A 23,041-nucleotide genomic window follows, 5' to 3' on the forward strand; every position below is an offset into this window, starting at 1 on the left:
TAATATCGTCGACTTAAGCACAGAGTATTATGCGGCAGGCTGCGATACCATTATCAGCTGTGGTACTATTTCACGCATTATTAACAAGCACGATGTCACCAGATGCTCCAGGCCCACAATCTGACCTGCGTTCGCGATGAACGTACGCTGTTCAGCGAACTCAATTTTACCGTTTCCCCGGGCGATATCGTTCAGATCGAAGGCGCCAATGGCGCGGGAAAAACCTCGCTGTTGCGCATTCTGGCGGGCTTAAGCCGCGCGGAACAGGGCGACGTGCTGTGGCAACAGCGGCCCATTCGCAAACAGCGTGAGGCCTGGCACAGCGCGCTTCTCTATCTGGGACACCAGCCGGGCGTTAAAGCGGTATTGAGCGCGAGGGAAAATCTGCGCTTTTTTCACCCTTCCGAGCCGGAAGAAAGGCTGTGGCAGGCGCTGGAAGAGGTCGATCTGACGGGCTATGAAGAAGTGCCGGTGGCGCAGCTTTCTGCCGGACAGCAGCGGCGGGTCGCGCTGGCCAGACTCTGGCTAAGCCGTGCTCCGCTTTGGATCCTTGATGAACCGCTGACCGCCATTGATAAATCGGGCGTGATCAAGCTGATGGCGCTGTTCGGCCGTCATGCCGATAATGGCGGCTCGGTCATTCTGACCACTCATCAGGATCTGCCTGATTCCGTGCGCCAGCTGCGAAAAATTCGGCTGGTGGAGGCGGAGCAATGATCGGACGCATTATTCAGCGCGAGCTGCGCGTGGCTTTTCGCAGCGGCGCAGAAATCGTTAATCCGCTGTGGTTTTTTCTGATTGTGATTACGCTGTTTCCGCTGGGTATCGGGCCAGAGCCGCAGCTGCTGGCGCGCATCGCGCCGGGCATCGTCTGGGTCGCCGCGTTACTCTCTTCGCTGCTGGCGCTGGAGAGGCTGTTTCGCGACGACTTTATCGACGGATCGCTGGAACAACTGCTGCTGCTGCCGACGCCGCTGCCGATAACGGTACTGGGCAAGGTTATCGCGCACTGGCTGGTAACGGGTCTGCCGCTGCTGCTGCTTTCGCCGCTGGCGGCGCTGCTGCTGTCGCTGGATTTCGTCACCTGGCGCGCTATGGCGCTTTCGCTGCTGCTGGGCACGCCGACGCTGAGTTTTCTGGGCGCCATCGGCGTAGGACTGACCGTTGGGCTGCGTCGCGGCGGCGTGCTGCTGAGCCTGCTGGTGCTGCCGCTGGCGGTACCGGTGCTGATTTTCGCCTCGGCGGCCATCGACGCAGCCGGCATGGGGCTGGCGATAAATGGCCAGCTTGCTATCCTCGGCGCGCTGCTGGTAGCCAGCGCTACCCTTGCGCCTTTCGCTACGGCAGCGGCATTGCGGGTTAGCGTACACTAACAATAACAGAACAAACGCTTTTCTTTTTTATATGAGCACTTGAACTATGTGGAAATGGTTACACCAGTTAGCGAAGCCGGACCGGCTTTATCGACTCTGCGGTCGGCTACTGCCCTGGTTTGCAACGGCGGCCGCTGTCGCGCTCGCCACCGGATGGATTTGGGGATTTGGCTTCGCGCCGGCGGACTATCAGCAGGGCGACAGCTATCGCATTATCTATATTCACGTTCCCGCCGCGATGTGGTCGATGGGCATCTATGCCGCTATGGCGGTCGCCGCTTTTACCGGTCTGGTCTGGCAGTGGAAAACAGCCGATCTCGCCGCTGCCGCGATGGCGCCGGTCGGCGCGGTTTTTGCCTTTATCGCGCTGGTAACCGGCTCTGCCTGGGGCAAGCCGATGTGGGGAACCTGGTGGATTTGGGACGCGCGTCTGACGTCGGAACTGGTGCTGCTGTTTCTCTACATGGGCGTCATCGCGCTCTATAACGCCTTTGACGATCGCCGCATGGCGGGCCGCGCGGCCGGGATTTTAATCCTGGTTGGCGTGGTTAATCTGCCAATCATTCACTATTCGGTACAGTGGTGGAACACGCTGCATCAGGGATCGTCCGGTATGCTGCAACAGGCTATCGCGCCTTCGATGCGCACGCCGCTGCGCTGGGCGATAGCGGGCTTCTGGCTGCTGTTTATCTCGCTGACGCTAATGCGCCTGCGTAACCTGCTGCTGTTCAGCGAGCGTCATCGTCCCTGGGTAAAAGAAGTGGCGGAAAAAGGAGCGCGCTCATGACGGCTTTCTCATCCTGGCAGGCCTTTTGGGCAATGGGCGGCTACGCCTTCTACGTCTGGCTTGCCGTCGGCTGCACGCTGATCGCGCTGGGCGCGCTGATTGGGCATACGATCGTCACCCGTTATCGGCTGCTGGCCGATATCCGTCAGCGCGAGTCGCGGGAACGCCGCATTACCGCGGCCAAATTGAAAAAACAGGGAGCTGTTAAGTGAATACCCGTCGCAGAAATCGTCTGCTTGTGGCGATTACGATTCTGGCCGGCCTGGGGCTGGCGACCGCGCTGGTAATGTACGCGCTGCGTTCCAACATCGATCTGTTTTATACCCCCAGCGAAATCCTGAACGGCAAAGGCGAAACTCTGGAAAAACCGACGCCGGGCCAGCGTCTGCGCGTTGGCGGCATGGTGATGCCCGGCAGCGTCAAACGCGATCCCAATACGTTACAGGTTTCCTTTAAGCTCTACGACGCCAACGGCGTAGTGAGCGTCAGCTATCTCGGCATCCTGCCGGATCTGTTCCGGGAAGGGCAGGGCGTGGTGGCGCAGGGCGTGCTGCAGCCGGGCAACCTGATAGAAGCTAAAGAAGTCCTGGCAAAGCATGACGAAAAATATACGCCGCCAGAAATTGAGGATGCGATGAAGAAGAATCATAAAATGGCGGTAAACCAGCCATGATGCCGGAAATTGGCAGTTTTCTGCTTGCTCTGGGCGTGGCGCTGGCGCTGCTGCTGAGCATCTATCCGCTATGGGGCGCGGCGCGTCAGGACACGCGGCTGATGGGGCTGGCCAGACCGCTGAGCTATGCGCTGTTTGCCTGCGTGCTGGCCGCTTTCGCCGTGTTGGTTCACGCTTTTGTCGTTAACGACTTCAGCGTCGCTTATGTGGCAACCAACTCCAACACCTTGCTGCCGGTCTACTACCGCATTGCGGCAACCTGGGGCGCGCATGAAGGATCGCTGCTGCTGTGGCTGCTGCTGCTCAGCACCTGGACGCTGGCAGTGGCGCTGTTCAGCCGCGCGATGCCGCTGGATTCCGTGGCCCGCGTGCTGGCGGTAATGGGTATGATTAACCTGGGCTTCCTGCTGTTTATCACTCTGACCTCGAACCCCTTTACGCGCACGCTGCCCGATTTCCCCATCGACGGCAGCGATCTCAACCCGATGCTGCAGGATATCGGCCTGATTTTCCATCCGCCGCTGCTCTACATGGGCTATGTCGGCTTCTCCGTGGCCTTCGCCTTTGCCATCGCCTCGCTGATGACCGGTCGGCTGGACACCGCCTGGGCGCGCTGGTCGCGTCCCTGGACCACGGCGGCCTGGGTATTTCTGACCATCGGCATCGTGCTGGGCTCGGCCTGGGCCTACTATGAGCTTGGCTGGGGCGGCTGGTGGTTCTGGGATCCGGTGGAAAACGCCTCCTTTATGCCGTGGCTGGCGGGCACGGCGCTGATCCACTCACTGGCGGTGACGGAAAAGCGCGGCACCTTTAAAGCCTGGACGGTGCTGCTGGCGATAACCGCGTTTTCACTCAGCCTGCTCGGCACTTTCCTGGTGCGTTCGGGCGTGTTGATTTCGGTGCACTCTTTCGCCTCCGATCCGGCGCGCGGCATGTTTATCCTGGCCTTCCTGGTGATCGTTATCGGCAGCTCGCTGCTGCTTTACGCCATCAAAGGCAGCAAGGTGCGTGGCCGCGTACAGAACGAACTCTGGTCGCGCGAATCCTTTCTGCTCGGCAATAACATTCTATTGATTGCCGCCATGCTGGTGGTGCTGCTGGGCACGCTGCTGCCGCTGGTGCATAAGCAGCTTGGCCTGGGCAGCATCTCTATCGGCGAGCCTTTCTTCAACACGCTGTTCACCTGGCTGATGGCGCCGATGGCGCTGCTGCTGGGTATCGGCCCGCTGGTACGCTGGCGCCGCGACGAGCCGCAAAAGCTCTGGAAGCGTCTGGGCGTGGCGCTGATCGTCACGCTGGCGCTCTCTGTTCTGCTGCCGTGGCTGATGCAGGATCGCATCGAAGCGATGACGGTGGTCGGCTTGCTGATGTCGCTGTGGGTAATCTTCCTGACGCTGATGGAGCTGCACGAGCGCGCCACCCATCGCCATCGCTTTTTCGCCGGTCTGCGCCATCTCTCGCGCAGCCACTGGGGCATGGTGCTGGGCCATCTTGGCGTCGCCGTCACCGTGATCGGCATCGCCTTTAGCCAGAATTACAGCGTGGAGCGCGACGTGCGTATGCGCGCGGGCGACACGGTCGATATCCATAACTATCACTTTATTTTCCGCGACGTGCGCAACCTTGAGGGCGCCAACTACTCGGGCGGCGTCGGCATTATTGACGTAACGCGTAACGGCAAACATGAAGCGACGCTGCGCGCCGAAAAGCGCTACTACAGCGTGGCGCACACCATGATGACCGAAGCGGCGATCGACGGCGGCTTCACGCGCGACCTTTACGCGGCGCTGGGCGAACAGCTGGACAACGACTCCTGGGCCGTGCGCATCTACTACAAACCTTTTGTCCGCTGGATCTGGTTCGGCGGCGTCTTTATGGCGGTTGGCGGCATTTTGTGCCTGCTCGACCCGCGCTATCGTTCGCGTAAAAAAGCGCAGAAGGAGCCCGCATGAAAAAAACGCTCTATCTTCCGCTGGCGCTGTTTCTGCTGCTGGCCGCCGCGCTGATGTGGCAGCTGACCCGCAACGCTAACGGCGACGATCCCACAAAGCTGGAGTCGGCGCTGGTCGGCAAACCGGTGCCGGTGTTTAGGCTGGAATCGCTGGAAAGGCCCGGCAAAATCTACGACCAGTCGGTACTGCGCGACGGTAAACCGATCCTGCTGAACGTCTGGGCGACCTGGTGTCCGACCTGCCGTGCCGAGCATCAGTATCTCAACTCACTGGCGGTACAGGGCATTCGCGTCGTGGGGCTGAACTATAAAGATGATCGCGCCAAAGCCGTCAACTGGCTCAATTCGCTGGGCAATCCTTACGCGTTGAGTCTCTATGATGGCGACGGTATGCTGGGGCTGGATTTGGGCGTCTATGGCGCACCGGAAACTTTTTTAATCGATGGCAAAGGGATTATTCGCTATCGCCACGCCGGGGATATGAACGACCGGGTATGGAACAGCGAAGTGAAGCCATTATGGGATAAATACAGCAAGGAGGCAGGCACATGAAATGGATTTTATTACTCGCCACGATGATCTTCTCTTTCGGCGCGCTGGCGGACAACATCGACACTTATAAATTCTCTTCGGTGGCGCAGGAGCAGCAGTATCGCCACCTGACGGAATCGCTGCGCTGTCCCAAGTGTCAGAACAACAGTATCGCCGACTCCAACGCGATGATCGCTGCCGATATGCGCCTGAAGGTTTATGAGCTGCTGCAGAGCGGCCAGACGCCGCAGCAGATCAAAGCCTGGATGGTGGCGCGCTACGGCAATTTTGTCACCTATGAACCGCCGGTCATGGCCTCCACGCTGATTTTATGGGCTGGCCCGGTGCTGTTCGTGGTGGCAGGCGCGCTGGTGATTATCCTGCGCAGCAGAAAACGCACCGGCGCCACGCTGGATGCGGAGCAGCAGGCGCGGCTTGACGCGCTGTTAAACAACAGGAAGCAACCATGAGTGAATTCTGGCTCACCGTTCTGGCGCTGCTGGTTGCCGCCAGCGCGCTGCTGCTGATAGCGGGAGGCCGCGGCCGTGCTTTGCCAGCGGCGGATCGCGATACGCTGAACAAAACGTTTTACCAGCAGCGGCTGGAGGAACTGCAGCAGGATGAAGAGCAGGGCGTAGTGGCGGAGCGAGCGGAAATGATCCGCGAACTGCAGCAGACGCTGCTGCTGGATATTCCGCCGCAGGAGCCGAGCCGCGAACGCGCCGTCAGCCGCTGGGTGCTGTTGCCCGGCGTGCTGGCGCTGATTCTGGTCAGTCTGGGGCTCTATTTTAAAACCGGCGGTTTTGCGCAGGTGCTCGCCTGGCAGCAGGTAAATAATGAACTGCCGGCGCTGCGCGCGCAGCTGATGGACCCGCAGGCGAAGCCGCTGACCATCGAGCAGCTTGCCCGGCTTGGGCTGGGCGTTCGCACCTCGCTGCAAAGCGATCCGCGTAACGTGAGCGACTGGCTGATGCTGGGACGCATCGGTATGGTGCTGAACAACGGCGCCACCGCGACCCAGGCTTTCCGCCGCGCCATGCAGCTTTCCCCGCAGGATCCGGAAGTAAAGCTAAGCTATGCTGATGCCCTGACGCGATCGCAGGATCCGCAGGACAATCGCCAGGCCACGGCGATGCTTAATGAAATGATCAAAAACGATGGCGATAATATCCGCATCCTTAGCCTGTTGGCATTTAATGCTTTTAGCCAGCAGCGCTATGCGGAGGCCACAGCGACCTGGCAAAAGATGTTACAATTGTTACCAGCCGACGATAAGCGGGTGGAGATGATCCGCCGCAGCATCGAGCAGGCTAAAACCGAGTCGGGCGGGCAAACCAGCCGTCTGGCGCTGACGGTAACGCTGGCGCAAAGTGCGGAGAAACAGCTCTCCGCAGGCGGCGTGCTCTATATTTCCGTTTCCGACGGCGTCTCTAAGGTGCCGGTAGCGGTGAAAAGAGTGCCGCTGAGCCATTTTCCGCTTTCGCTGACGCTGGATGACAGCAACGCTATGATGCCGGAACGTCTGCTTTCCGCGCAGCATCAGCTGCAGGTGCGCGTGCGCATCTCCCGCGACGGCAGCGCTAACCCGCAGAGCGGCGACTGGTTCGGCGTCAGCCCGGTCACGCCTTTTAATGGTCAACAGCAGCTGGCCGTTGAGATTAACCAACAGCAGCCGTAGTCGGCTTTATTTAACAGGGAGAGAGAGATGAACTACCGCATAACGGGCGTGGCGCTGGCCAGCGTTCTGCTGATTGGCTGCGCCAGTTCACCGACGGCGGATGAACCTCAGGGGCGCTCCGATCCGCTGGAAGGCTTCAACCGCACCATGTTCGATTTTAATTACAACGTGCTGGATCCTTATGTCATTCGCCCTGTGGCCGTCGCCTGGCGCGACTATGTGCCGGTGCCCGCGCGCAGCGGTCTGAGCAACTTCCTCGGCAACCTGAGCGAGCCTTCGACGATGGTGAACTATTTCATCGAGGGCAAGCCTTATAAAGCGATGATCCACTTTAACCGCTTCTTCCTGAACACCATTCTGGGGCTGGGCGGCTTTATCGACGTGGCCGGCATGGCGAATCCAACGCTGGCAAAGGAAGAGCCGCGCCGCTTCGGCAGCACGCTCGGCAACTATGGCGTTGGCTACGGCACCTACGTGCAGCTACCGGGCTACGGCAGCTTTACGCCGCGTGAAGATGTGGGCGGCATGGTCGACAACCTTTATGCGCCGCTGAGCTGGCTGACCTGGTGGATGACCGCCGGCAAATGGGCGCTGGAAGGCGTGGAAACTCGCGCGCAGCTGCTGGATTCCGACGCTATTCTGCGCAACTCCAAAGATCCTTACGCCTTTATGCGTGCGGCCTATTTCCAGCGCCACGATTTTCTTGCCAGCGACGGCAAGTTAATTCCGCAGGAAAACCCGAACGCCGCCGCTATTCAGGGCGACCTGGACGACATCGACGCGGAGTAATTTCCGACAGCGCCGTCGACAAGACGTAAAAAAAGGCCCGAAACGGGCCTTTTTGCTTTTTGGCGTTAAATCAGAACTTATAGTTAAAGTTCGCGCCGTAAAGCCAGGCTTTGCCGGTGGAGCGGAAAGTATAAGGGCCTTCTTCAATGGTCACGTGCTGGCCATGCATATAAGAAAGTCCGAGGTCTACCGAAGCATCCTGATTAAAGGCGTAAGTTGCGCCGGTGCTCAGCCACAGACGATCCTGATCGGGGATCGAAATCGAGCGCTTGTCGGCCGGAACCGGGCTGTCGTCAAACGCGATACCGGCGCGGAAAGTCCAGCTGTCGTCATAGAAGTAAGAGGTGCCGAGCGCGATACGGTACGCGTCTTTATAGCTCTCGTCCTTATAGAACAGCGTCTGGCCATTGCTGCCGGTCGCTTTCAGCTCCTGGAACTGGCTCCAGCTGGTGTAGGTCATGCTGTAGTGCACGGCCCACTGCGGCGCGACCTTATGATAACCAGAAATTTCCCACATCTCCGGCAGATTCAGCGTCAGCGCGCCCGGAATGGTTGACCCGCTGGTGCCGTAAGGCAGGCCGAGGTTACGAGCCTGATTAATCGGGTTGATATAGCCCGGAACGCTGCTCTTATAGTCGCCGTCAAAATCGACTTTCACTTCCGAACGATAGGTAAAGCCGAAGCGGTTGTTCTGATCCACTTCATACAGAATGCCGGCGTTCCAGCCATAGCCCCATTCATCGCCTTTCAGATGGGCAATTTGCGTGTCGGCCGGAAAGCCGAGCGCGCTGCCCGCTTCGCCAGCGTAGCGTTCAATTTTCGCCCGCGCGTAAACGGCATCGAAACCAAGGCCGAAGCTAAAGTGCTGGTTCAGACGATAAGCCGTACTCAGGTTGAAATTCGCGGTTTGCAGATCGGTTTTACCGGCATAAGGGCCGGCAACATAATTATTATTAAATTCCGTCGCCAGTCCGTAATTAGAGGTGGCGGAAGCGCCGAGCCACCATTGATCGTTCAGCGGCTGCACATAATGAATATTGGGAACCCACTGCGTAGGCGCAATATTATCGGCATTCAGGCTGCGGCCACTGAGGCTGCTGGTGCCGTCGATGCTCACGCCAGGATCGATAAACACCGCGCCGACAGAGAACATCGGGCGATCCATCAGCGCCATCGTCGCCGGGTTGCGGCTGGCGGAGGCGGCGGTATCACCCATTGCGCCCTCGCCGGAGTAGGCGCGGCCCAGACCGGCGGCGGAAAACTCATTCAGTTGAAAGCCAGCTGCGAAAGCATGGGAAGAAACAATGGCCACTGCGCCTGCGAGAGCAGACTTTGCCAACAGGTTTTTATGGTTCATGACCATAACCTCTTTATCTGATTTTTATCAAAACCGCTACTCAGGTAACGGCCGGACGCTACAGAGGGGCTGAAAGAGAGCTAACTAATCAGACCAGTGGCCCCAGTATAGGTCCGCATTCTGTTTTTGTTGCAATATTGTTTTACTGATATTTCTAAATTGATCAATAAAAAGCGATCTGCTTAACAAAATCCTGTGTATAGCGTTAGATCGCACTGAGTCTAGCCTGTTTTAGATCAAATTTACCGTAGATTTTCGCTGCCTGACGGCGCTTATTCACTGAATTGTCGGACAGGAAAACAGGGCAGGCGTAAAATAAAAATGTCACCTTGAGCCCGTGCCCTTAGCGGCCGTTAACCGGAGGATCTTATGACTCATGCCATTAATAAATGCAGCGCCAGCGAAACCGCAGCCTGCTGCTGTGTGGATGTCGGCACCATCATGGACAATACCGATTGCACCGCCACCTGGCGTCATCTGTATGAAAATCGCCAGCAGGCAGAGGCCGCGCTGCAGCAGCTGATCGAAAAAGCCCGTCAGGTGGAATCGGAGCCGTGCGATATCATCGGCCGTTTCGAAGAGAAGCCGGACGGCGTGCAGCTGGACGCGGACTTCACCTTTAGCTGCCAGGCGGAAACCCTGATTTTCCAGCTGGGGCTGCGCTAATCGCCCACCAGCCACGCCGGGTTTTGCTAAAAATGAGTGGGCCAGGCCCGCTCATGGTTCCCGGAATCGTGGCTCTCCTCGCAAATTTCTTTTCCGCATTATGCAAAATGTAAAAATCTGGTTAACAATAAACAGGTCAGACCTCTTTTGGCAATGAAGCCGCCGATTTTTACAGGTGAATAATGAAACCCCTACTGACGCCTCAGGGTCAACGCATAGCGATAACGCACGGCTTACGTACGCCTTTCGCCCGCCAGGCCACGGCGCTACAGGAGATCCCGGCGCTTGAGCTGGGCCGGATGCTGGTCAGCGAGCTGCTGATACGCAGCGATATTCCACCGGAAAGCATCGAACAGCTGGTGTTTGGTCAGGTTATCCAGATGCCCGAAGCGCCTAATATTGCGCGCGAAATCGTACTGGGCACCGCCCTGAGCGTGCGCACCGACGCCTACAGCGTCAGCCGCGCCTGCGCCACCAGCTTTCAGGCGGTCGCCAACGTGGCCGAAAGCCTGCTGGCCGGCACCATTCAGGCCGGGATCGCAGGCGGTGCCGATTCCGCCTCCGTACTGCCTATCGGCGTCAGCAAAAAGCTGGGCCGCGTGCTGGTCGATCTCAGCAAAGCCCGCTCCCTGCCGCAAAAACTCCGGCTGCTCAGCCAGCTTCGCCCGCGCGATCTACTGCCTGTACCGCCAGCCGTGGCGGAATATTCCACCGGGCTGCGCATGGGCGACACCGCCGAACAGATGGCGAAAAGCTACGGTATCACGCGCGAACAGCAGGACGCGCTGGCGCATCGCTCGCACCAGCGCGCCGCGAAAGCCTGGCAAGAGGGCAGTCTGGCGCAGGAAGTGATGACAACCTGGGCGCCGCCGTGGCGCGCGCCATTACAGCAGGACAATAATGTGCGGCTGCACTCCAGCCTGAAAGACTACGCCAGGCTACGACCCGCTTTTGACCGTAAACACGGTACCGTCACCGCGGCCAACAGCACGCCGCTGACCGACGGCGCCGCCGCTGTGGTGATGATGACGGAGAACAAAGCCAGAGAGCTTGGCATTGAGCCGCTCGGCTATCTGCGTAGCTACGCTTTCACCGCGATCGGCGTGCAGGAGGATATGCTGCTCGGCCCGGCCTGGGCTTCGCCGCTGGCGCTCGACAGGGCAGGCATCAACTTACAGGATTTGACGCTAATCGATATGCATGAGGCTTTTGCGGCGCAGACGCTGGCTAACCTTAAAATGTTCGCTGATGAGAGATTCGCGCGCGAAGTCCTTAATCGGCCGCGCGCGCTGGGCGAAGTGGACGAAGAAAAATTCAACGTGCTGGGCGGCTCTATCGCTTACGGCCATCCTTTTGCCGCGACCGGCGCGCGGATGATCACCCAGACATTATATGAGCTGCGTCGTCGCGGCGGCGGTCTGGGACTGGTTACCGCCTGCGCCGCGGGCGGTCTGGGCGCGGCCATGGTTCTGGAGGCGGAATAATGACGAAATCCGCATTTACCTTCGAGCTGCGCGCGGACAATGTCGGCGTAGTCACTTTCGATGTGCCAGGTGAAAAACTGAATACGCTGAAAGCGGAATTCGTCGGGCAGATTCGGGAGGTTATCGCCCAGGCTCGCCGCCAGCCGCAGCTGGTCGGGCTGGTGTTGATTTCCGGTAAGCCGGACTCTTTTATCGCCGGCGCGGACATCACTATGATCGCCGGCTGCCGCTCGGCGGAAGAGGCGGCGGCGCTGGCGCGGCAGGGACAAAAAGTCATGGCGGAGATCGCGGCTCTGCCTTTTCCGGTAGTGGCGGCTATCCACGGCGCCTGTCTTGGCGGCGGGCTTGAGCTGGCGCTCGCCTGTCATCAGCGCGTCTGCACGCTGGATGAAAAAACGCAGCTTGGACTGCCGGAGGTGCAGCTGGGCCTGCTGCCCGGCTCTGGCGGTACGCAGCGGCTGCCGCGGCTGATTGGCGCCTCGCGCGCGCTGGAGCTGATACTGACCGGTAAAACGCTGCGCGCTAAGCAGGCCTTAAAACTGGGACTGGTGGAGGAGGCCGTACCGCAGACCATCCTGTTGGAAACGGCGGCGGAAATGGTGCGCAAAGGACGGCAGCCGCGCAAAAGCCTGCCGCTGCGCGAGCGCCTGCTCAATGCGCCTTTAGGTCGCGCTCTGCTTTTTAAACAGGCGGCTAAAAGCGCGGAGGCGAAAACCCGCGGCAACTATCCCGCCACGCGCAAAATTCTTTCGGTGGTACGTACCGGGCTACAGCATGGTCGCAGCGCGGGCTACGCCGCCGAAGCGAAAGCCTTCGGCGAGCTGGCGATGTCGCCGGAATCCGTTGCGCTGCGCGGCCTCTTTTTTGCGACCACGCAAATTAAGAGCGATCGCGGCGCCGAAGCCGCGCCGGTCGAGTTGAAAACGATCGGCGTGCTGGGCGGCGGACTAATGGGCGGCGGCATCGCTTACGTCACCGCCTGTCGCGGCAACCTGCCGGTGCGCATCAAAGATATTCGGCCGGAGGGCATTAATCACGCGCTGAAATATAGTTGGGATCTACTAAGCAAAAAGGTCGAACGCCGCCACCTGACGGCAGGGCAGCGCCAGCGGCAGATGGCCCTGATAAGCGGCGCTCTGGATTACCAGGGGTTTCGCCATCGCGATCTGGTGATCGAAGCGGTGTTTGAAGATCTCTTTCTCAAGCAGAAGATGGTAGCGGAAGTCGAAGCCAACGCCTCGCCGACCACGATTTTCGCCTCCAATACCTCTTCGCTGCCGATTAGCGATATCGCCGCCCATGCCCGCCGGCCCGAAAACATTATCGGCCTGCACTATTTCAGCCCGGTTGACAAAATGCCGCTGGTTGAGGTGATCCCTCACGCGCAAACCAGCGCGCAAACCGTCGCCACCACGGTAAAGCTGGCGAAGCTGCAGGGAAAAACGCCGATAGTAGTGGCGGATCGCGCCGGATTTTATGTGAACCGGATCCTTACGCCCTGCATCAACGAGGCGCTGCTCTGCCTGTTAGAAGGCGAACCGATAGAAAATATCGACGAGGCGCTGATGGACTTCGGCTTTCCTGTAGGGCCGATCCAGCTGCTGGACGAGGTCGGTATTGATACGGGCGCGCATATTTCGCCAGTGCTGGAAAAAGCCTGGGGCGAGCGTTTTCAGGCGCCGCCCGCGCTGGACGCTATCCTTAACGATAACCGGAAAGGGAAAAAAAACGGTCGGGGATTTTATCGTTACGACAGGCCCGGTGGTAAAAAACAGCCGGACGCGTCAGTTTACCGCTTGCTGAACCTGCAGCCGAAGGCGCGGCTGGGCAAGGAGATCATCGCCCGACGCTGTGTCATGATGCTGCTGAACGAGGCGGCCAGGGCTTTTGACGAAGAGGTCATTCGCAGCGCGCGCGACGGCGATATTGGCGCGGTGTTCGGCATCGGTTTTCCGCCGTTTTTAGGCGGCCCGTTCCATTATATGGACAGGCTGGGCGCGGAGCGGATAGTGGCGCAGCTGGAGCAGCTTTCGCAAAGTTTGGGGGCGCGCTTTACGCCCTGCGAGCGGCTGCGAAAAATGGCGCAAACGGGAGAAACCTTTTACAAAACGTTAAGTAAGGCGAATACCCAGCCTGTTTCAACGGGTTAAATCAGGCGCTGTGAAAACCGGCTGGCAACCGCTGGTTAACGGGCGGTTATTTAGTAAACAATCGGTTGACTTGCCTTCGGGCATTAGGGTACAACACAGCGTTCATTCACAGAGTGAAGAGTCGGGCAACGCGTTTTACCCGGCGTTTATGTTTAATAACAGCGGTGCGATATGCAAGTTTTCATTATGCGTCACGGCGATGCGGCACTGGATGCAGCCAGTGATGCGGTAAGACCTTTGACTCTTTGCGGCTGCGACGAGTCAAGACAGATGGCGGGCTGGCTTAACGGACAGAAACCCGATATCGATCGGGTGCTGGTGAGTCCTTACCTTCGGGCCGGGCAGACGCTTTCCACAGTGCGTGAAGCGCTGATCCTGCCTGCGGAACCGGAAGTGCTGGCCGAGCTGACGCCCGGCGGCGATCCAGGCCTGGTGGCTTGCTACCTGCAGGCGCTGGCGAAAGAGGGCGTGAAAGCGGTGCTGGTGATCTCTCATCTGCCGCTGGTGGGCTATCTGGTTTCCGAACTCTGCCCGCAGGAAGCGCCGCCGATGTTCGCTACTTCCGCTATCGCCAGCGTCACGCTGGACGCCGAGAGCGGCTGCGGCAAGCTCGAGTGGCAGGTCAGCCCGAGGCGGCTGGCAAAAGCGATGTAGTTTGCCGAGGATACCGATCTCGTTGCGGGCAGCTGTAGCGGCTGCCGCTTCTCAACGCGGGTCGGATAGCCTGACTCCTCTCTAAGGCAGTTCCGGCGGCTGCCACTCTTCCACTTCAATCAGCACCAGCAGCGCGGCGTCGCCGCCGAACAGCTTCGGCGCCTGATGAAAAGCCATCACCATCGGATGCTGCGCCAGCCACAGCGGCGTCTGCTGCTTGAGCACATGCTTGCCGTGACCGTGCATCACGCTGGCGCAAAAAATATGCTCGCGACGGCAGGCCGCAATCAGCGCGCCCAGCTCCTCTTTGGCCTGCTTCTGCGTCAGGCCGTGCAAATCCAGAAAGATTTCCGGCGTGTAGTCGCCGCGCCGCAGCTTCTTCAGCTCATAGTGGCTGACATCGCTTCTGACATAGCGCACCGGGCCTTCCGCCGAGAGCAGAGGTTGAAACTCATCGGAAAAATAGTGGCTGTTGTCCATCTGCTCTGAAAGCAGGCGTTTTTGCGGCACCTGCGAAAATTTTTTGCGCGCCGGCTTATGGACAATAGTGTCCTGAGCCAGCCTGCGGGTGCCGGTCATCAATCCACGAAACAGCGCTTCATCTTCGGCGCTCAGGGGCTGTTTTTTACTCATTTTTTCCTCGGGCGGCGCGCGGCGGCGGGATTTTTAGCAATATATTTGCAAGTTTACCCTGTCTGCTCCCCGCAAATAAACAAATGTCAGTTTTTTCACGCCTGCGCGCTGGATTCTCGTCAGCTTCATGGCAAACTAGCTGCCGAGTTGAGTTTGGCCTGTGGAGGGCATTTTGGACAAAATTTTCGTTGATGAGGCAGTCAGTGAGCTGCATACCATCCAGGATATGCTGCGCTGGACGGTTAGCCGGTTTGCGGCCGCGGATATCTGGTACGGCCACGGCACCGACAATCCCTGGGACGAAGCCGTACAGCTGGTGCTGCCGACGCTCTGGCTGCCGCTGGACATCCCGGAAGATATGCGCGCCGCGCGGCTGACTTCCAGCGAGCGCCACCGCATTGTCGAACGGGTTATTCGTCGCATCAACGAGCGCCTTCCTGTCGCCTACCTGACCAATAAAGCCTGGTTCTGTGGTCACGAGTTCTATGTGGACGAGCGCGTGCTGGTGCCGCGTTCGCCTGTCGGCGAGCTGATCAACGATCGCTTCGCGGGGCTGATTTCGCATGAGCCGAAACATATTCTGGATATGTGTACCGGCAGCGGCTGTATCGCTATTGCCTGTGCCTACGCCTTCCCGGAAGCGGAAGTGGACGCCGTGGATATCTCAGCGGACGCGCTGGCCGTCACCGAACAAAACATCGCCGCCCACGGTATGGATCACCAGGTTACGCCGATTCGCGCCGATCTGTTCCGCGAGCTGCCGAAAACCCCTTACGATCTGATCGTCACTAATCCGCCTTATGTGGATGAAGAAGATATGGACGACCTGCCGGATGAGTATCGTCACGAGCCGGAGCTGGGACTGGCGGCGGGCCGCGACGGGCTGAAGCTGGCGCGTCGCATTCTGGCCTGCGCGCCGGACTACCTGAGCGAAGAGGGCGTGCTGATCTGCGAAGTGGGCAACAGCATGGTGCATATGATCGAACAGTATCCCGATGTGCCTTTCACCTGGCTGGAATTCGCCAACGGCGGCGACGGCGTCTTTATGCTGACCCGTCAGCAGCTGATCGACGCGCAGCACCACTTCTCCATTTATAAAGATTAAGCTAAGAGGTCTTAATGGCAGGCAATACGATTGGACAGTTATTCCGCGTCACCACTTTTGGCGAATCTCATGGACTGGCGTTGGGCTGTATCGTCGACGGCGTGCCGCCCGGCATTCCCCTGACGGAAGCCGATCTGCAGCACGATCTTGATCGCCGTCGTCCCGGCACTTCGCGCTACACCACTCAGCGTCGCGAGCCGGATCAGGTAAAAATCCTCTCCGGCGTGTTTGAAGGCGTTACTACCGGCACCAGCATCGGCCTGCTGATTGAAAACACCGATCAGCGTTCGCAGGACTACGGCGCAATCAAAGATCTGTTTCGTCCTGGCCATGCCGACTATACCTATGAGCAAAAATATGGCCTGCGCGACTACCGCGGCGGTGGACGCTCGTCGGCGCGCGAAACCGCGATGCGCGTAGCGGCCGGCGCTATCGCCAAAAAATATCTGGCGCTAAAGCACGGCGTGAAAGTGCGCGGCTACCTGGCGCAGATCGGCGACGTAGCCTGCGAGCTGAAAGACTGGGAGCAGGTTGAGCAGAACCCATTTTTCTGCCCCGATCCTTCTAAAATCGAGGCGCTGGACGAGCTGATGCGCGCGCTGAAAAAAGAGGGCGATTCAATCGGCGCAAAAGTTTCCGTGATGGCGGAAAACGTGCCGGTCGGCCTGGGCGAACCGGTATTCGACCGACTGGACGCCGATCTGGCCCACGCGCTGATGAGCATTAACGCGGTGAAAGGCGTGGAGATTGGCGACGGTTTTGCCGTGGTCACCCAGCGCGGCAGCGAACATCGCGACGAAATCCGCGCGGGCGGCTTTAGCAGCAACCATGCGGGCGGCATCCTCGGCGGCATCAGCAGCGGCCAGCCGATTCTGGCGACGCTGGCGATGAAACCGACCTCCAGTATCACCGTGCCGGGCAACACCATTACCCGTCAGGGCGAAGAAACCGAGATGATCACCAAAGGCCGCCACGATCCCTGCGTAGGGATCCGCGCCGTGCCGATCGCCGAAGCGATGATGGCGATTGTGCTGATGGATCATTTACTGCGTCACCGCGGGCAGAACGCAGACGTACAGACCACTATTCCACGCTGGTAAAAACATGAACAAGACGCTGTTCGCGCTTTGCGGCCTGCTGCTCAGCGCTTCCGCTCTGGCGGCGACGCCCTGGCAATCTATCCGGCAGCCAATAAGCGGCACGCCGCAGGCGATCGGCTCCTTCGCCAACGGCTGTATCGTCGGCGCGCAGGAACTGCCGCTGAACGATCCGACTTACCAGGTGATGCGCCAGGATCAGCGTCGTTTTTATGGCCATCCCGATCTGATCCTCTTTATTCAGCGGCTCAGCGCGCAGGTGCACAATCTGCAGCTGGGCGAAGTGCTGATCGGGGATATGGGTATGGCGGCAGGCGGGCGCTTCAGCAGCGGTCACGCCAGCCACCAGACCGGGCTGGACGTCGATATCTGGCTGCAATTGCCGAAAACGCGCTGGAGCCCGCAGCAGCTGCTTAAGCCGCAGCCGCTGGATTTGGTGACGGCAGACGGCAAAAATGTGGTGGCGCGCCACTGGCAGCCGCAGATCGACAGTTTGATTAAACTGGCGGCGAAAGATGACGATGTAACGCGCATCTTCGTTAATCCGGCGATTAAAAAGCAGCTTTGCGCTGATGCGGGCAGCGATCGCGACTGGCTGCGCAAGGTGCGGCCGTGGTTTGGTCATCGCGCGCATATGCACGTGCGTCTGCGCTGTCCGGTGGGCAGCATGGAGTGTGAGGATCAGCCAGCGCCGCCGCCGGGCGACGGCTGCGGCGCGGAGCTGGAAAGCTGGTTCGCGCCGCCAAAACCGTCCGGCGCGCCGGTGAAGCGCGAGCCGCCGCCGCTGCCGCCTTCTTGTCAGGCGTTGCTGGATAATCATCAGCTTCAGGAATAAAAAATGGAATGGTTTGCCGTTAGTCCGCTGCTGCTTGGCGTGCTGTTTTTTATCGCCGTACTGGCCGCGTTTATCGATTCCATCGCGGGCGGCGGCGGCCTGTTAACGGTGCCGGCGCTGCTGGCGGCCGGACTCTCTCCGGCCCAGGCGCTGGCCACCAACAAGCTGCAGTCGGTAGGCGGCTCGTTCTCCGCCAGCCTCTATTTTATCCGCCGTAAAGCGGTGGATCTCAGCGCGCAGCGGCTGAATATTCTGATGGCCTTTATCGGTTCGATTATCGGCGCGGTGCTAATCCAGCATATCCAGCCGGGCCTGCTGCGCCAGGTACTGCCGCTGCTGATTATCTCAATTGGCCTCTATTTTCTGTTGATGCCTAAAATCGGCGAAGAAGATCGCCAGCGGCGCCTGCATGGTCTGCCGTTCGCGCTGGTGGCGGGCGGCTGCGTCGGTTTTTACGACGGCTTTTTCGGGCCGGGCGCCGGCTCCTTCTACGCGCTGGCCTTCGTCACGCTGTGCGGCTTTAACCTGGCGAAGTCCACGGCACATGCCAAAGTACTTAATTTCACCTCTAACCTCGGCGGCCTGCTGTTTTTTATCTTCGGCGGCAAAGTGGTGTGGGGCACCGGCCTGATTATGCTGATCGGCGCCATCTGTGGCGCGCGGCTCGGCGCGAGACTGGTGCTGAGCCGAGGACAAAAGCTGATCCGTCCGATGGTAGTCACCGTTTCCGTGGTGATGAGCGCTAAGCTGCTCTACGACAGCCACGGCGCGGCGATTTCCGCCTGGCTGCACCAGCTGTCGGGCTGAATTTTTGACTCTCAGCGTCGCAAGACATGAATTTTTGCAGAAGAGAACCATGCTGACTCACGACTATCCGCAGCTGATTGAGATTTTCGACCGCTGCTTTTTCGCCGATTATCAGACTCGTCTGGTAAAGGGCGACGACGAACCCATCTATCTGCCCGCCGATGACGAAACGCCTTATCACCGTATCGTATTCGCTCACGGCTACTACGCCAGCGCGCTGCATGAGATTTCGCACTGGTGCATCGCCGGCGCGGAGCGGCGTAAGCAGGTGGATTTCGGCTACTGGTACTGTCCCGATGGCCGCGACGCCATGACGCAGGGCCAGTTTGAGGCGGTGGAAGTGAAGCCGCAGGCGCTGGAGTGGATGTTTTGTGTCGCGGCGGGCTTTCCCTTCAACGTAAGTTGTGACAATCTCAATGGCGATTTCGAGCCGGACCGCATCGCGTTCCAGCGCAAGGTACATGCGCAGGTAATGGCTCACCTGGAAAAGGGAATTCCGTCACGGCCAGCCCGCTTTATCGCCGAACTGGGTCGCTACTACTCAACGCCGCCGCTGACCGCAGCGCAGTTTTCCTGGCCGGAAGATCTCTGAGCCAGCAGGGTAAATAAGGAATTGTATGATTGATGAATTTGAAGCGCGTATTCTGGCTCTGATCGACAACATGGTAGAGAGCGCCAGCGACGACGAACTCTTCGCCAGCGGCTATCTGCGCGGCCATCTGACGCTGGCGGTAGCCGAGATTGAGCAGTCTGGCGAGCATACGCCGGAAGCGCTGCAGATCCAGGTGCTGAACAGCCTGGAAAACGCCATCCATGCCGGTGAGCTTTCGCCGCGCGACCAGGCACTGGTTCTGGGCATGTGGGATAATCTGTTCCTGCAGGCGCGCCATCCTTCTTGATCCGCAGGCGGCCGTAGCGCCGCCTCAACTCGCTAGCCCGTCGCCTTCACCGCTTTGCCTTTCAGCAGCTTTCTGACCCAGTAGCGGTTAGGATGCGTGGCCGCCAGCGTCTGGCGATCCAGCGGAATCGGCTCGCCGCACAGCTCCGCCGCCAGCGCTTCCGCCGCTAGCGGGGCGCTGCATAAGCCTCGCGAGCCCAGCGCGCCCAGCACGAACAGACCGCGATAAACCGGCGCGGGTTGAGCATCGACCAGATTTTTCGCCAGATCCGCATACTGCTCCAGCGTTTGCTGATAGTCGGGCAGCGGCCCGATCATCGGCAGGTGATCGCGGGTGGCGCAGCGCACGCCGTTACGCGCACTGCCCGCGCTGACGTCCACTTCCTGCGGCCAGTCGGCCTCCGGCAGGCAGCGGATCAGCCGTTCCCGGTTCTCCTGCTGATCGGCTTCCCGATAGTGCGTAGAGCTGTCGGCGCGATGATAGCTCGCGCCGATGCAGTGATGCTGATTGCGCGGATTCACCGGCGTCAGATAGCCGTCGTAGCATAATACCTGCTTAAGCTGGCCCAGCTTTGGCGCGGTTGGAATATGGCTAACCTGACCGCTAACGGCATAGGCGGGAAGCTTTTCGCTCTGCGCAAACGCGGTTAGCTGATGGCCGGTCGCCAGCACCACGTTGCGATGTGTCCGCGCGGGCCTGTCGACGAACTCAAGGCGCCAGCCCTCAGCGGTATCGGTAAGCGTTGTCAGCGCGTGATGCCAGTGGACAATCAGTCCCTGCTGCTGTGCCAGCCCGAACAGCGCGGGCGTCAGCTGCCCTGGCGAAAGCCAGCCACCGGCCGGATAGGTGATGCCGCCGCAGCCGGTTTCCACGCCGCACAGCGCTTCCGCCTGCTGGCGATCTACTCCGCAGGCAATCTCTTCCGGCAGCCGCATCGTCAGCATTTTAGCGATCTTCTCCGCGCTTTTTTCATCCCAGCCAAGCTGCGTCACGCCGCACCAGTCGTGATCGAAGGCGACCGGCAGCCGATCGTACAAGCGACGGGCAAAGGTAAAAGCCGCCGGAAAAAAGCGAGCCAGCGCCGGATCGTGATGGTTCAGCAGCGGATAAAGCGCGCCCTGACGATTGCCGGAAGCGCCCTGAGCCGGTTCGCCGTCGCTGCTGTAAAGCGTGACTTTTTTGCCGCGCCGCAGCAGCGCCAGCGCCAGCAGCACGCTGGCGATACCGCCGCCGACCAGCGCGATATCCTCACCTTCCGCCGCCGGACGGCAGTACCACGGCGCAACGGCCTGCGCATCGACACCGTTTTCCAGCACGCCGCAAAGCATATGACGTTTGGGGCCGAACCCTTTACGCTTAGTCAGCGTGAAGCCCGCCTCCTGTAAACCGCGCCGTACAAAGCCAGCAGAGGTAAAGGTCGCCAGCGTGCCGCCTGGACGCGCCATTTTCGCCATGCAGGCAAACAGCTCGGGCGTCCACATATCGGGGTTTTTCGACGGCGCGAAACCATCTAAAAACCAGGCGTCGACCTGCTGACGCAGGCTGTCGTCAAAAGCGGTAATCAGCTGATTGATATCGCCAAACCAGAGATCCAGCGTGACGCGCCCGCCATCCAGCAGCAGACGATGACAGCCGGGCAGGGCGACGGGCCACTGTTCGCGTAGCGCCTGCGCGTACTCCGCCAATTCCGGCCAGCGCTGATGCGCGCTGGCCAGATCTTCGGTGCTGAACGGGTATTTTTCACAGCTGATAAAGTGCAGGCGCCGCAGCTGCGCCTGCGGCTTTTCGGCGCGGAAGCGGTCGAACGCCTGCCACAGCGTCAAAAAGTTCAGGCCGGTGCCGAAACCGGTTTCGGCAGCGATAAACAGCTCGCGTGAGTGCTGCGTGAAACGGTCGGGCAACCCGTTGCCGCCGAGAAACACGTAGCGCGTCTCTTCCAGTCCGTTTTCGTTGGAAAAATAGACGTCGCCAAAGGTTCGGGATACAGGTGTACCCTGTTCATTCCAGCTTAGTTCGGCCTGCTCAATCGGGGCGCTGTTCACGGCAAAAGCTCAGTTATCTTGTGGTGTTGCGATTGTAATCCCGAGGGCGCGCCCACGCAAATTTACAAAAGTTAACCGCTGGTTGGACTTGTTCGGCTTACAACTGTAAGCTAAAGTGCGTGTCGAATCCTAATATAAGTAGTTAACGAGGTATTGAATGAAACGTGCAGTGATTACTGGCCTGGGTATCGTTTCCAGCATTGGTAATAACCAACAGGAAGTTCTTGCATCTCTGCGTGAAGGTCGTTCCGGCATTACCTTCTCCCAGGAGCTGAAAGACTCCGGCATGCGTAGTCACGTCTGGGGCAACGTCAAACTTTCTAAAGACGAAATCTCCAGCCTCATCGATCGCAAAACCCTGCGTTTTATGAGCGACGCTTCCATTTATGCCTATATCTCTATGCTGGAAGCGGTAAAAGATTCCGGTTTAACCGTTGAACAGTACCAGAACAACCCGCGCGTTGGCCTGGTGGCCGGTTCCGGCGGCGGCTCGCCGATCAACCAGGTAGCCAGCGTTGACGGTATGCGCGCCAAAGGCCTGCGCGGCGTCGGCCCTTACATGGTGACCAAAGCGATGGCTTCCGGCGTTTCCGCCTGCCTGGCGACGCCGTTTAAAATTCACGGCGTTAACTACTCTATCAGCTCCGCCTGCGCCACTTCCGCGCACTGCATCGGCAACGCCGTAGAGCAGATTCAGCTGGGCAAACAGGACGTAGTCTTTGCCGGCGGCGGCGAAGAGCTGTGCTGGGAAATGTCCTGCGAGTTCGACGCTATGGGCGCGCTCTCCACCAAATATAACGAGACGCCGGAAAAAGCGTCACGCACCTACGACAACAACCGTGACGGCTTTGTTATCGCCGGCGGCGGCGGCATGGTAGTTGTGGAAGAGCTGGAGCACGCACTGGCTCGCGGCGCGCACATCTACGCGGAAGTGGTCGGCTACGGCGCCACCTCCGACGGCGCGGACATGGTAGCGCCATCGGGCGAAGGCGCAATGCGCTGTATGCATCTGGCGATGGAAGGCCTCGATACGCCAATCGACTACCTGAACACGCACGGTACTTCCACGCCGGTCGGCGACGTAAAAGAGCTGGGCGCAATCCGCGCAGTCTTTGGCGACAAGACGCCAGCCATGTCGGCTACCAAAGCGATGACCGGTCACTCTCTGGGCGCGGCCGGCGTTCAGGAAGCGATCTACTCGCTGCTGATGCTGGAGCACGGCTTTATCGCGCCGAGCATCAACATTGAAGAGCTGGATCCGGCAGCGGAAGGTCTGAACATCGTGACCAAACCAACCGAACAGCAGCTGACCACCGTTATGTCCAACAGCTTCGGCTTCGGCGGCACTAACGCTACGCTGGTAATGCGCAAGCTGTAATCGTCTGTCTTAAAAGGATGCTCCACAGGGGCATCCTTTACTCCCTTCGTTGTTTACCCCGCTAAACGCTCTGTTTACCACCTTAAACAATGTCTTGCCGTTAGCCAGTTATACTTCTGTTTTTAACTCCTTTAAGCGTGATTGTATCGGGA

The 23,041-nt window shown here is 59.4% G+C and carries 24 protein-coding genes; 21 read left to right on the plus strand and 3 right to left on the minus strand.

Annotated features, from left to right (window positions below; translation table 11 throughout):
- Positions 1-102: 102 nt before the first annotated feature.
- Genes ccmA through mlaA form a run of 10 tightly spaced genes read left to right on the plus strand, consistent with a single transcriptional unit; the run spans position 103 to position 7,782 of the window.
- Positions 103-717: a cytochrome c biogenesis heme-transporting ATPase CcmA gene (gene ccmA, locus MKZ79_RS00230; RefSeq protein ID WP_336139094.1), complete on the plus strand. Its 615-nt coding sequence runs from the start codon at positions 103-105 to the stop codon at positions 715-717.
- Positions 714-1,373 (plus strand): heme exporter protein CcmB, encoded by a 660-nt coding sequence (ccmB, locus tag MKZ79_RS00235; protein WP_336139095.1) that lies wholly within the window; start codon positions 714-716, stop codon positions 1,371-1,373. The genes ccmA and ccmB overlap by 4 nt, the downstream gene beginning before the upstream one ends.
- Before the next feature lie 46 nt (positions 1,374-1,419).
- Positions 1,420-2,160: a heme ABC transporter permease gene (locus tag MKZ79_RS00240; protein ID WP_336139096.1), complete on the plus strand. Its 741-nt coding sequence runs from the start codon at positions 1,420-1,422 to the stop codon at positions 2,158-2,160.
- Positions 2,157-2,372: a heme exporter protein CcmD gene (ccmD, locus tag MKZ79_RS00245; RefSeq protein ID WP_336139098.1), complete on the plus strand. Its 216-nt coding sequence runs from the start codon at positions 2,157-2,159 to the stop codon at positions 2,370-2,372. The genes MKZ79_RS00240 and ccmD overlap by 4 nt, the downstream gene beginning before the upstream one ends.
- Positions 2,369-2,833 carry a cytochrome c maturation protein CcmE gene (gene ccmE / locus MKZ79_RS00250; protein WP_336139101.1) on the plus strand — a complete coding sequence of 155 codons (465 nt, stop codon included), beginning with the start codon at positions 2,369-2,371 and terminating at the stop codon, positions 2,831-2,833. Before ccmD ends, ccmE begins: the two co-directional genes overlap by 4 nt.
- Positions 2,830-4,785 (plus strand): heme lyase CcmF/NrfE family subunit, encoded by a 1,956-nt coding sequence (locus MKZ79_RS00255; RefSeq protein WP_336139102.1) that lies wholly within the window; start codon positions 2,830-2,832, stop codon positions 4,783-4,785. The genes ccmE and MKZ79_RS00255 overlap by 4 nt, the downstream gene beginning before the upstream one ends.
- Positions 4,782-5,336 (plus strand): DsbE family thiol:disulfide interchange protein, encoded by a 555-nt coding sequence (locus tag MKZ79_RS00260; RefSeq protein ID WP_336139105.1) that lies wholly within the window; start codon positions 4,782-4,784, stop codon positions 5,334-5,336. Before MKZ79_RS00255 ends, MKZ79_RS00260 begins: the two co-directional genes overlap by 4 nt.
- Complete coding sequence (locus MKZ79_RS00265; protein ID WP_336139106.1) at positions 5,333-5,785, plus strand: cytochrome c-type biogenesis protein; 453 nt, start codon at positions 5,333-5,335, stop codon at positions 5,783-5,785. The genes MKZ79_RS00260 and MKZ79_RS00265 overlap by 4 nt, the downstream gene beginning before the upstream one ends.
- The gene (gene ccmI / locus MKZ79_RS00270; RefSeq protein WP_336139108.1) at positions 5,782-6,993 is read left to right on the plus strand and encodes a c-type cytochrome biogenesis protein CcmI; all 1,212 of its coding nucleotides are present in this window, start codon (positions 5,782-5,784) and stop codon (positions 6,991-6,993) included. The genes MKZ79_RS00265 and ccmI overlap by 4 nt, the downstream gene beginning before the upstream one ends.
- 27 nt (positions 6,994-7,020) lie before the next feature.
- Positions 7,021-7,782 carry a phospholipid-binding lipoprotein MlaA gene (mlaA, locus tag MKZ79_RS00275; RefSeq protein WP_336139109.1) on the plus strand — a complete coding sequence of 254 codons (762 nt, stop codon included), beginning with the start codon at positions 7,021-7,023 and terminating at the stop codon, positions 7,780-7,782.
- Between the two features lie 70 nt (positions 7,783-7,852).
- Here mlaA and fadL read toward each other — a convergent pair whose 3' ends face one another.
- Entirely contained in the window at positions 7,853-9,139 is a 1,287-nt protein-coding gene (gene fadL / locus MKZ79_RS00280; protein WP_336139110.1) for a long-chain fatty acid transporter FadL, read from the minus strand.
- 369 nt (positions 9,140-9,508) lie between these two features.
- Here fadL and MKZ79_RS00285 point away from each other — a divergent pair, with 369 nt between their 5' ends.
- The 4 genes from MKZ79_RS00285 (at position 9,509) to sixA (ending at position 14,093) form a co-directional block, all read left to right on the plus strand.
- The gene (locus MKZ79_RS00285) at positions 9,509-9,805 is read left to right on the plus strand and encodes a YfcZ/YiiS family protein (RefSeq protein WP_336139111.1); all 297 of its coding nucleotides are present in this window, start codon (positions 9,509-9,511) and stop codon (positions 9,803-9,805) included.
- A 182-nt stretch (positions 9,806-9,987) separates the two neighbouring features.
- Positions 9,988-11,289 carry an acetyl-CoA C-acyltransferase FadI gene (fadI, locus tag MKZ79_RS00290; protein ID WP_336139112.1) on the plus strand — a complete coding sequence of 434 codons (1,302 nt, stop codon included), beginning with the start codon at positions 9,988-9,990 and terminating at the stop codon, positions 11,287-11,289.
- Positions 11,289-13,439, plus strand: coding sequence for a fatty acid oxidation complex subunit alpha FadJ (gene fadJ, locus MKZ79_RS00295; RefSeq protein WP_442897112.1), 2,151 nt, complete (start codon positions 11,289-11,291; stop codon positions 13,437-13,439). Before fadI ends, fadJ begins: the two co-directional genes overlap by 1 nt.
- 171 nt (positions 13,440-13,610) lie before the next feature.
- Positions 13,611-14,093, plus strand: a complete 483-nt coding sequence (gene sixA / locus MKZ79_RS00300; RefSeq protein ID WP_336139113.1) for a phosphohistidine phosphatase SixA — start codon at positions 13,611-13,613, stop codon at positions 14,091-14,093.
- Positions 14,094-14,174: 81 nt separating this feature from the next.
- Here sixA and smrB read toward each other — a convergent pair whose 3' ends face one another.
- Positions 14,175-14,726 (minus strand): endonuclease SmrB, encoded by a 552-nt coding sequence (gene smrB / locus MKZ79_RS00305; RefSeq protein ID WP_336139114.1) that lies wholly within the window; start codon positions 14,724-14,726, stop codon positions 14,175-14,177.
- Positions 14,727-14,898: 172 nt separating this feature from the next.
- Between smrB and prmB the strand changes: the two genes are divergently transcribed.
- Genes prmB through MKZ79_RS00335 form a run of 6 tightly spaced genes read left to right on the plus strand, consistent with a single transcriptional unit; the run spans position 14,899 to position 19,469 of the window.
- Complete coding sequence (gene prmB, locus MKZ79_RS00310; protein WP_336139115.1) at positions 14,899-15,831, plus strand: 50S ribosomal protein L3 N(5)-glutamine methyltransferase; 933 nt, start codon at positions 14,899-14,901, stop codon at positions 15,829-15,831.
- Between the two features lie 14 nt (positions 15,832-15,845).
- Positions 15,846-16,931 carry a chorismate synthase gene (gene aroC, locus MKZ79_RS00315; protein ID WP_336139116.1) on the plus strand — a complete coding sequence of 362 codons (1,086 nt, stop codon included), beginning with the start codon at positions 15,846-15,848 and terminating at the stop codon, positions 16,929-16,931.
- A 4-nt stretch (positions 16,932-16,935) separates the two neighbouring features.
- The gene (gene mepA / locus MKZ79_RS00320) at positions 16,936-17,763 is read left to right on the plus strand and encodes a penicillin-insensitive murein endopeptidase (RefSeq protein ID WP_336139117.1); all 828 of its coding nucleotides are present in this window, start codon (positions 16,936-16,938) and stop codon (positions 17,761-17,763) included.
- A 3-nt stretch (positions 17,764-17,766) separates the two neighbouring features.
- Positions 17,767-18,570: a sulfite exporter TauE/SafE family protein gene (locus MKZ79_RS00325; protein ID WP_336139118.1), complete on the plus strand. Its 804-nt coding sequence runs from the start codon at positions 17,767-17,769 to the stop codon at positions 18,568-18,570.
- A 49-nt stretch (positions 18,571-18,619) separates the two neighbouring features.
- A complete protein-coding gene (locus tag MKZ79_RS00330; protein WP_336139119.1) occupies positions 18,620-19,162 on the plus strand; it encodes an elongation factor P hydroxylase in 543 nt (180 codons plus the stop codon).
- Between the two features lie 25 nt (positions 19,163-19,187).
- Entirely contained in the window at positions 19,188-19,469 is a 282-nt protein-coding gene (locus MKZ79_RS00335; protein ID WP_336139120.1) for a YfcL family protein, read from the plus strand.
- 32 nt (positions 19,470-19,501) lie between these two features.
- On the opposite strand, the gene mnmC is transcribed toward MKZ79_RS00335, so the two are convergent.
- Positions 19,502-21,511: a bifunctional tRNA (5-methylaminomethyl-2-thiouridine)(34)-methyltransferase MnmD/FAD-dependent 5-carboxymethylaminomethyl-2-thiouridine(34) oxidoreductase MnmC gene (mnmC, locus tag MKZ79_RS00340; RefSeq protein WP_336139121.1), complete on the minus strand. Its 2,010-nt coding sequence runs from the start codon at positions 21,509-21,511 to the stop codon at positions 19,502-19,504.
- Positions 21,512-21,668: 157 nt separating this feature from the next.
- Here mnmC and fabB point away from each other — a divergent pair, with 157 nt between their 5' ends.
- Positions 21,669-22,889 carry a beta-ketoacyl-ACP synthase I gene (fabB, locus tag MKZ79_RS00345; RefSeq protein WP_336139122.1) on the plus strand — a complete coding sequence of 407 codons (1,221 nt, stop codon included), beginning with the start codon at positions 21,669-21,671 and terminating at the stop codon, positions 22,887-22,889.
- Positions 22,890-23,041: the final 152 nt, after the last annotated feature.

This window comes from Erwinia sp. CGal63, from assembly GCF_037026505.1.
Classification (GTDB): Bacteria; Pseudomonadota; Gammaproteobacteria; order Enterobacterales; family Enterobacteriaceae; genus Erwinia.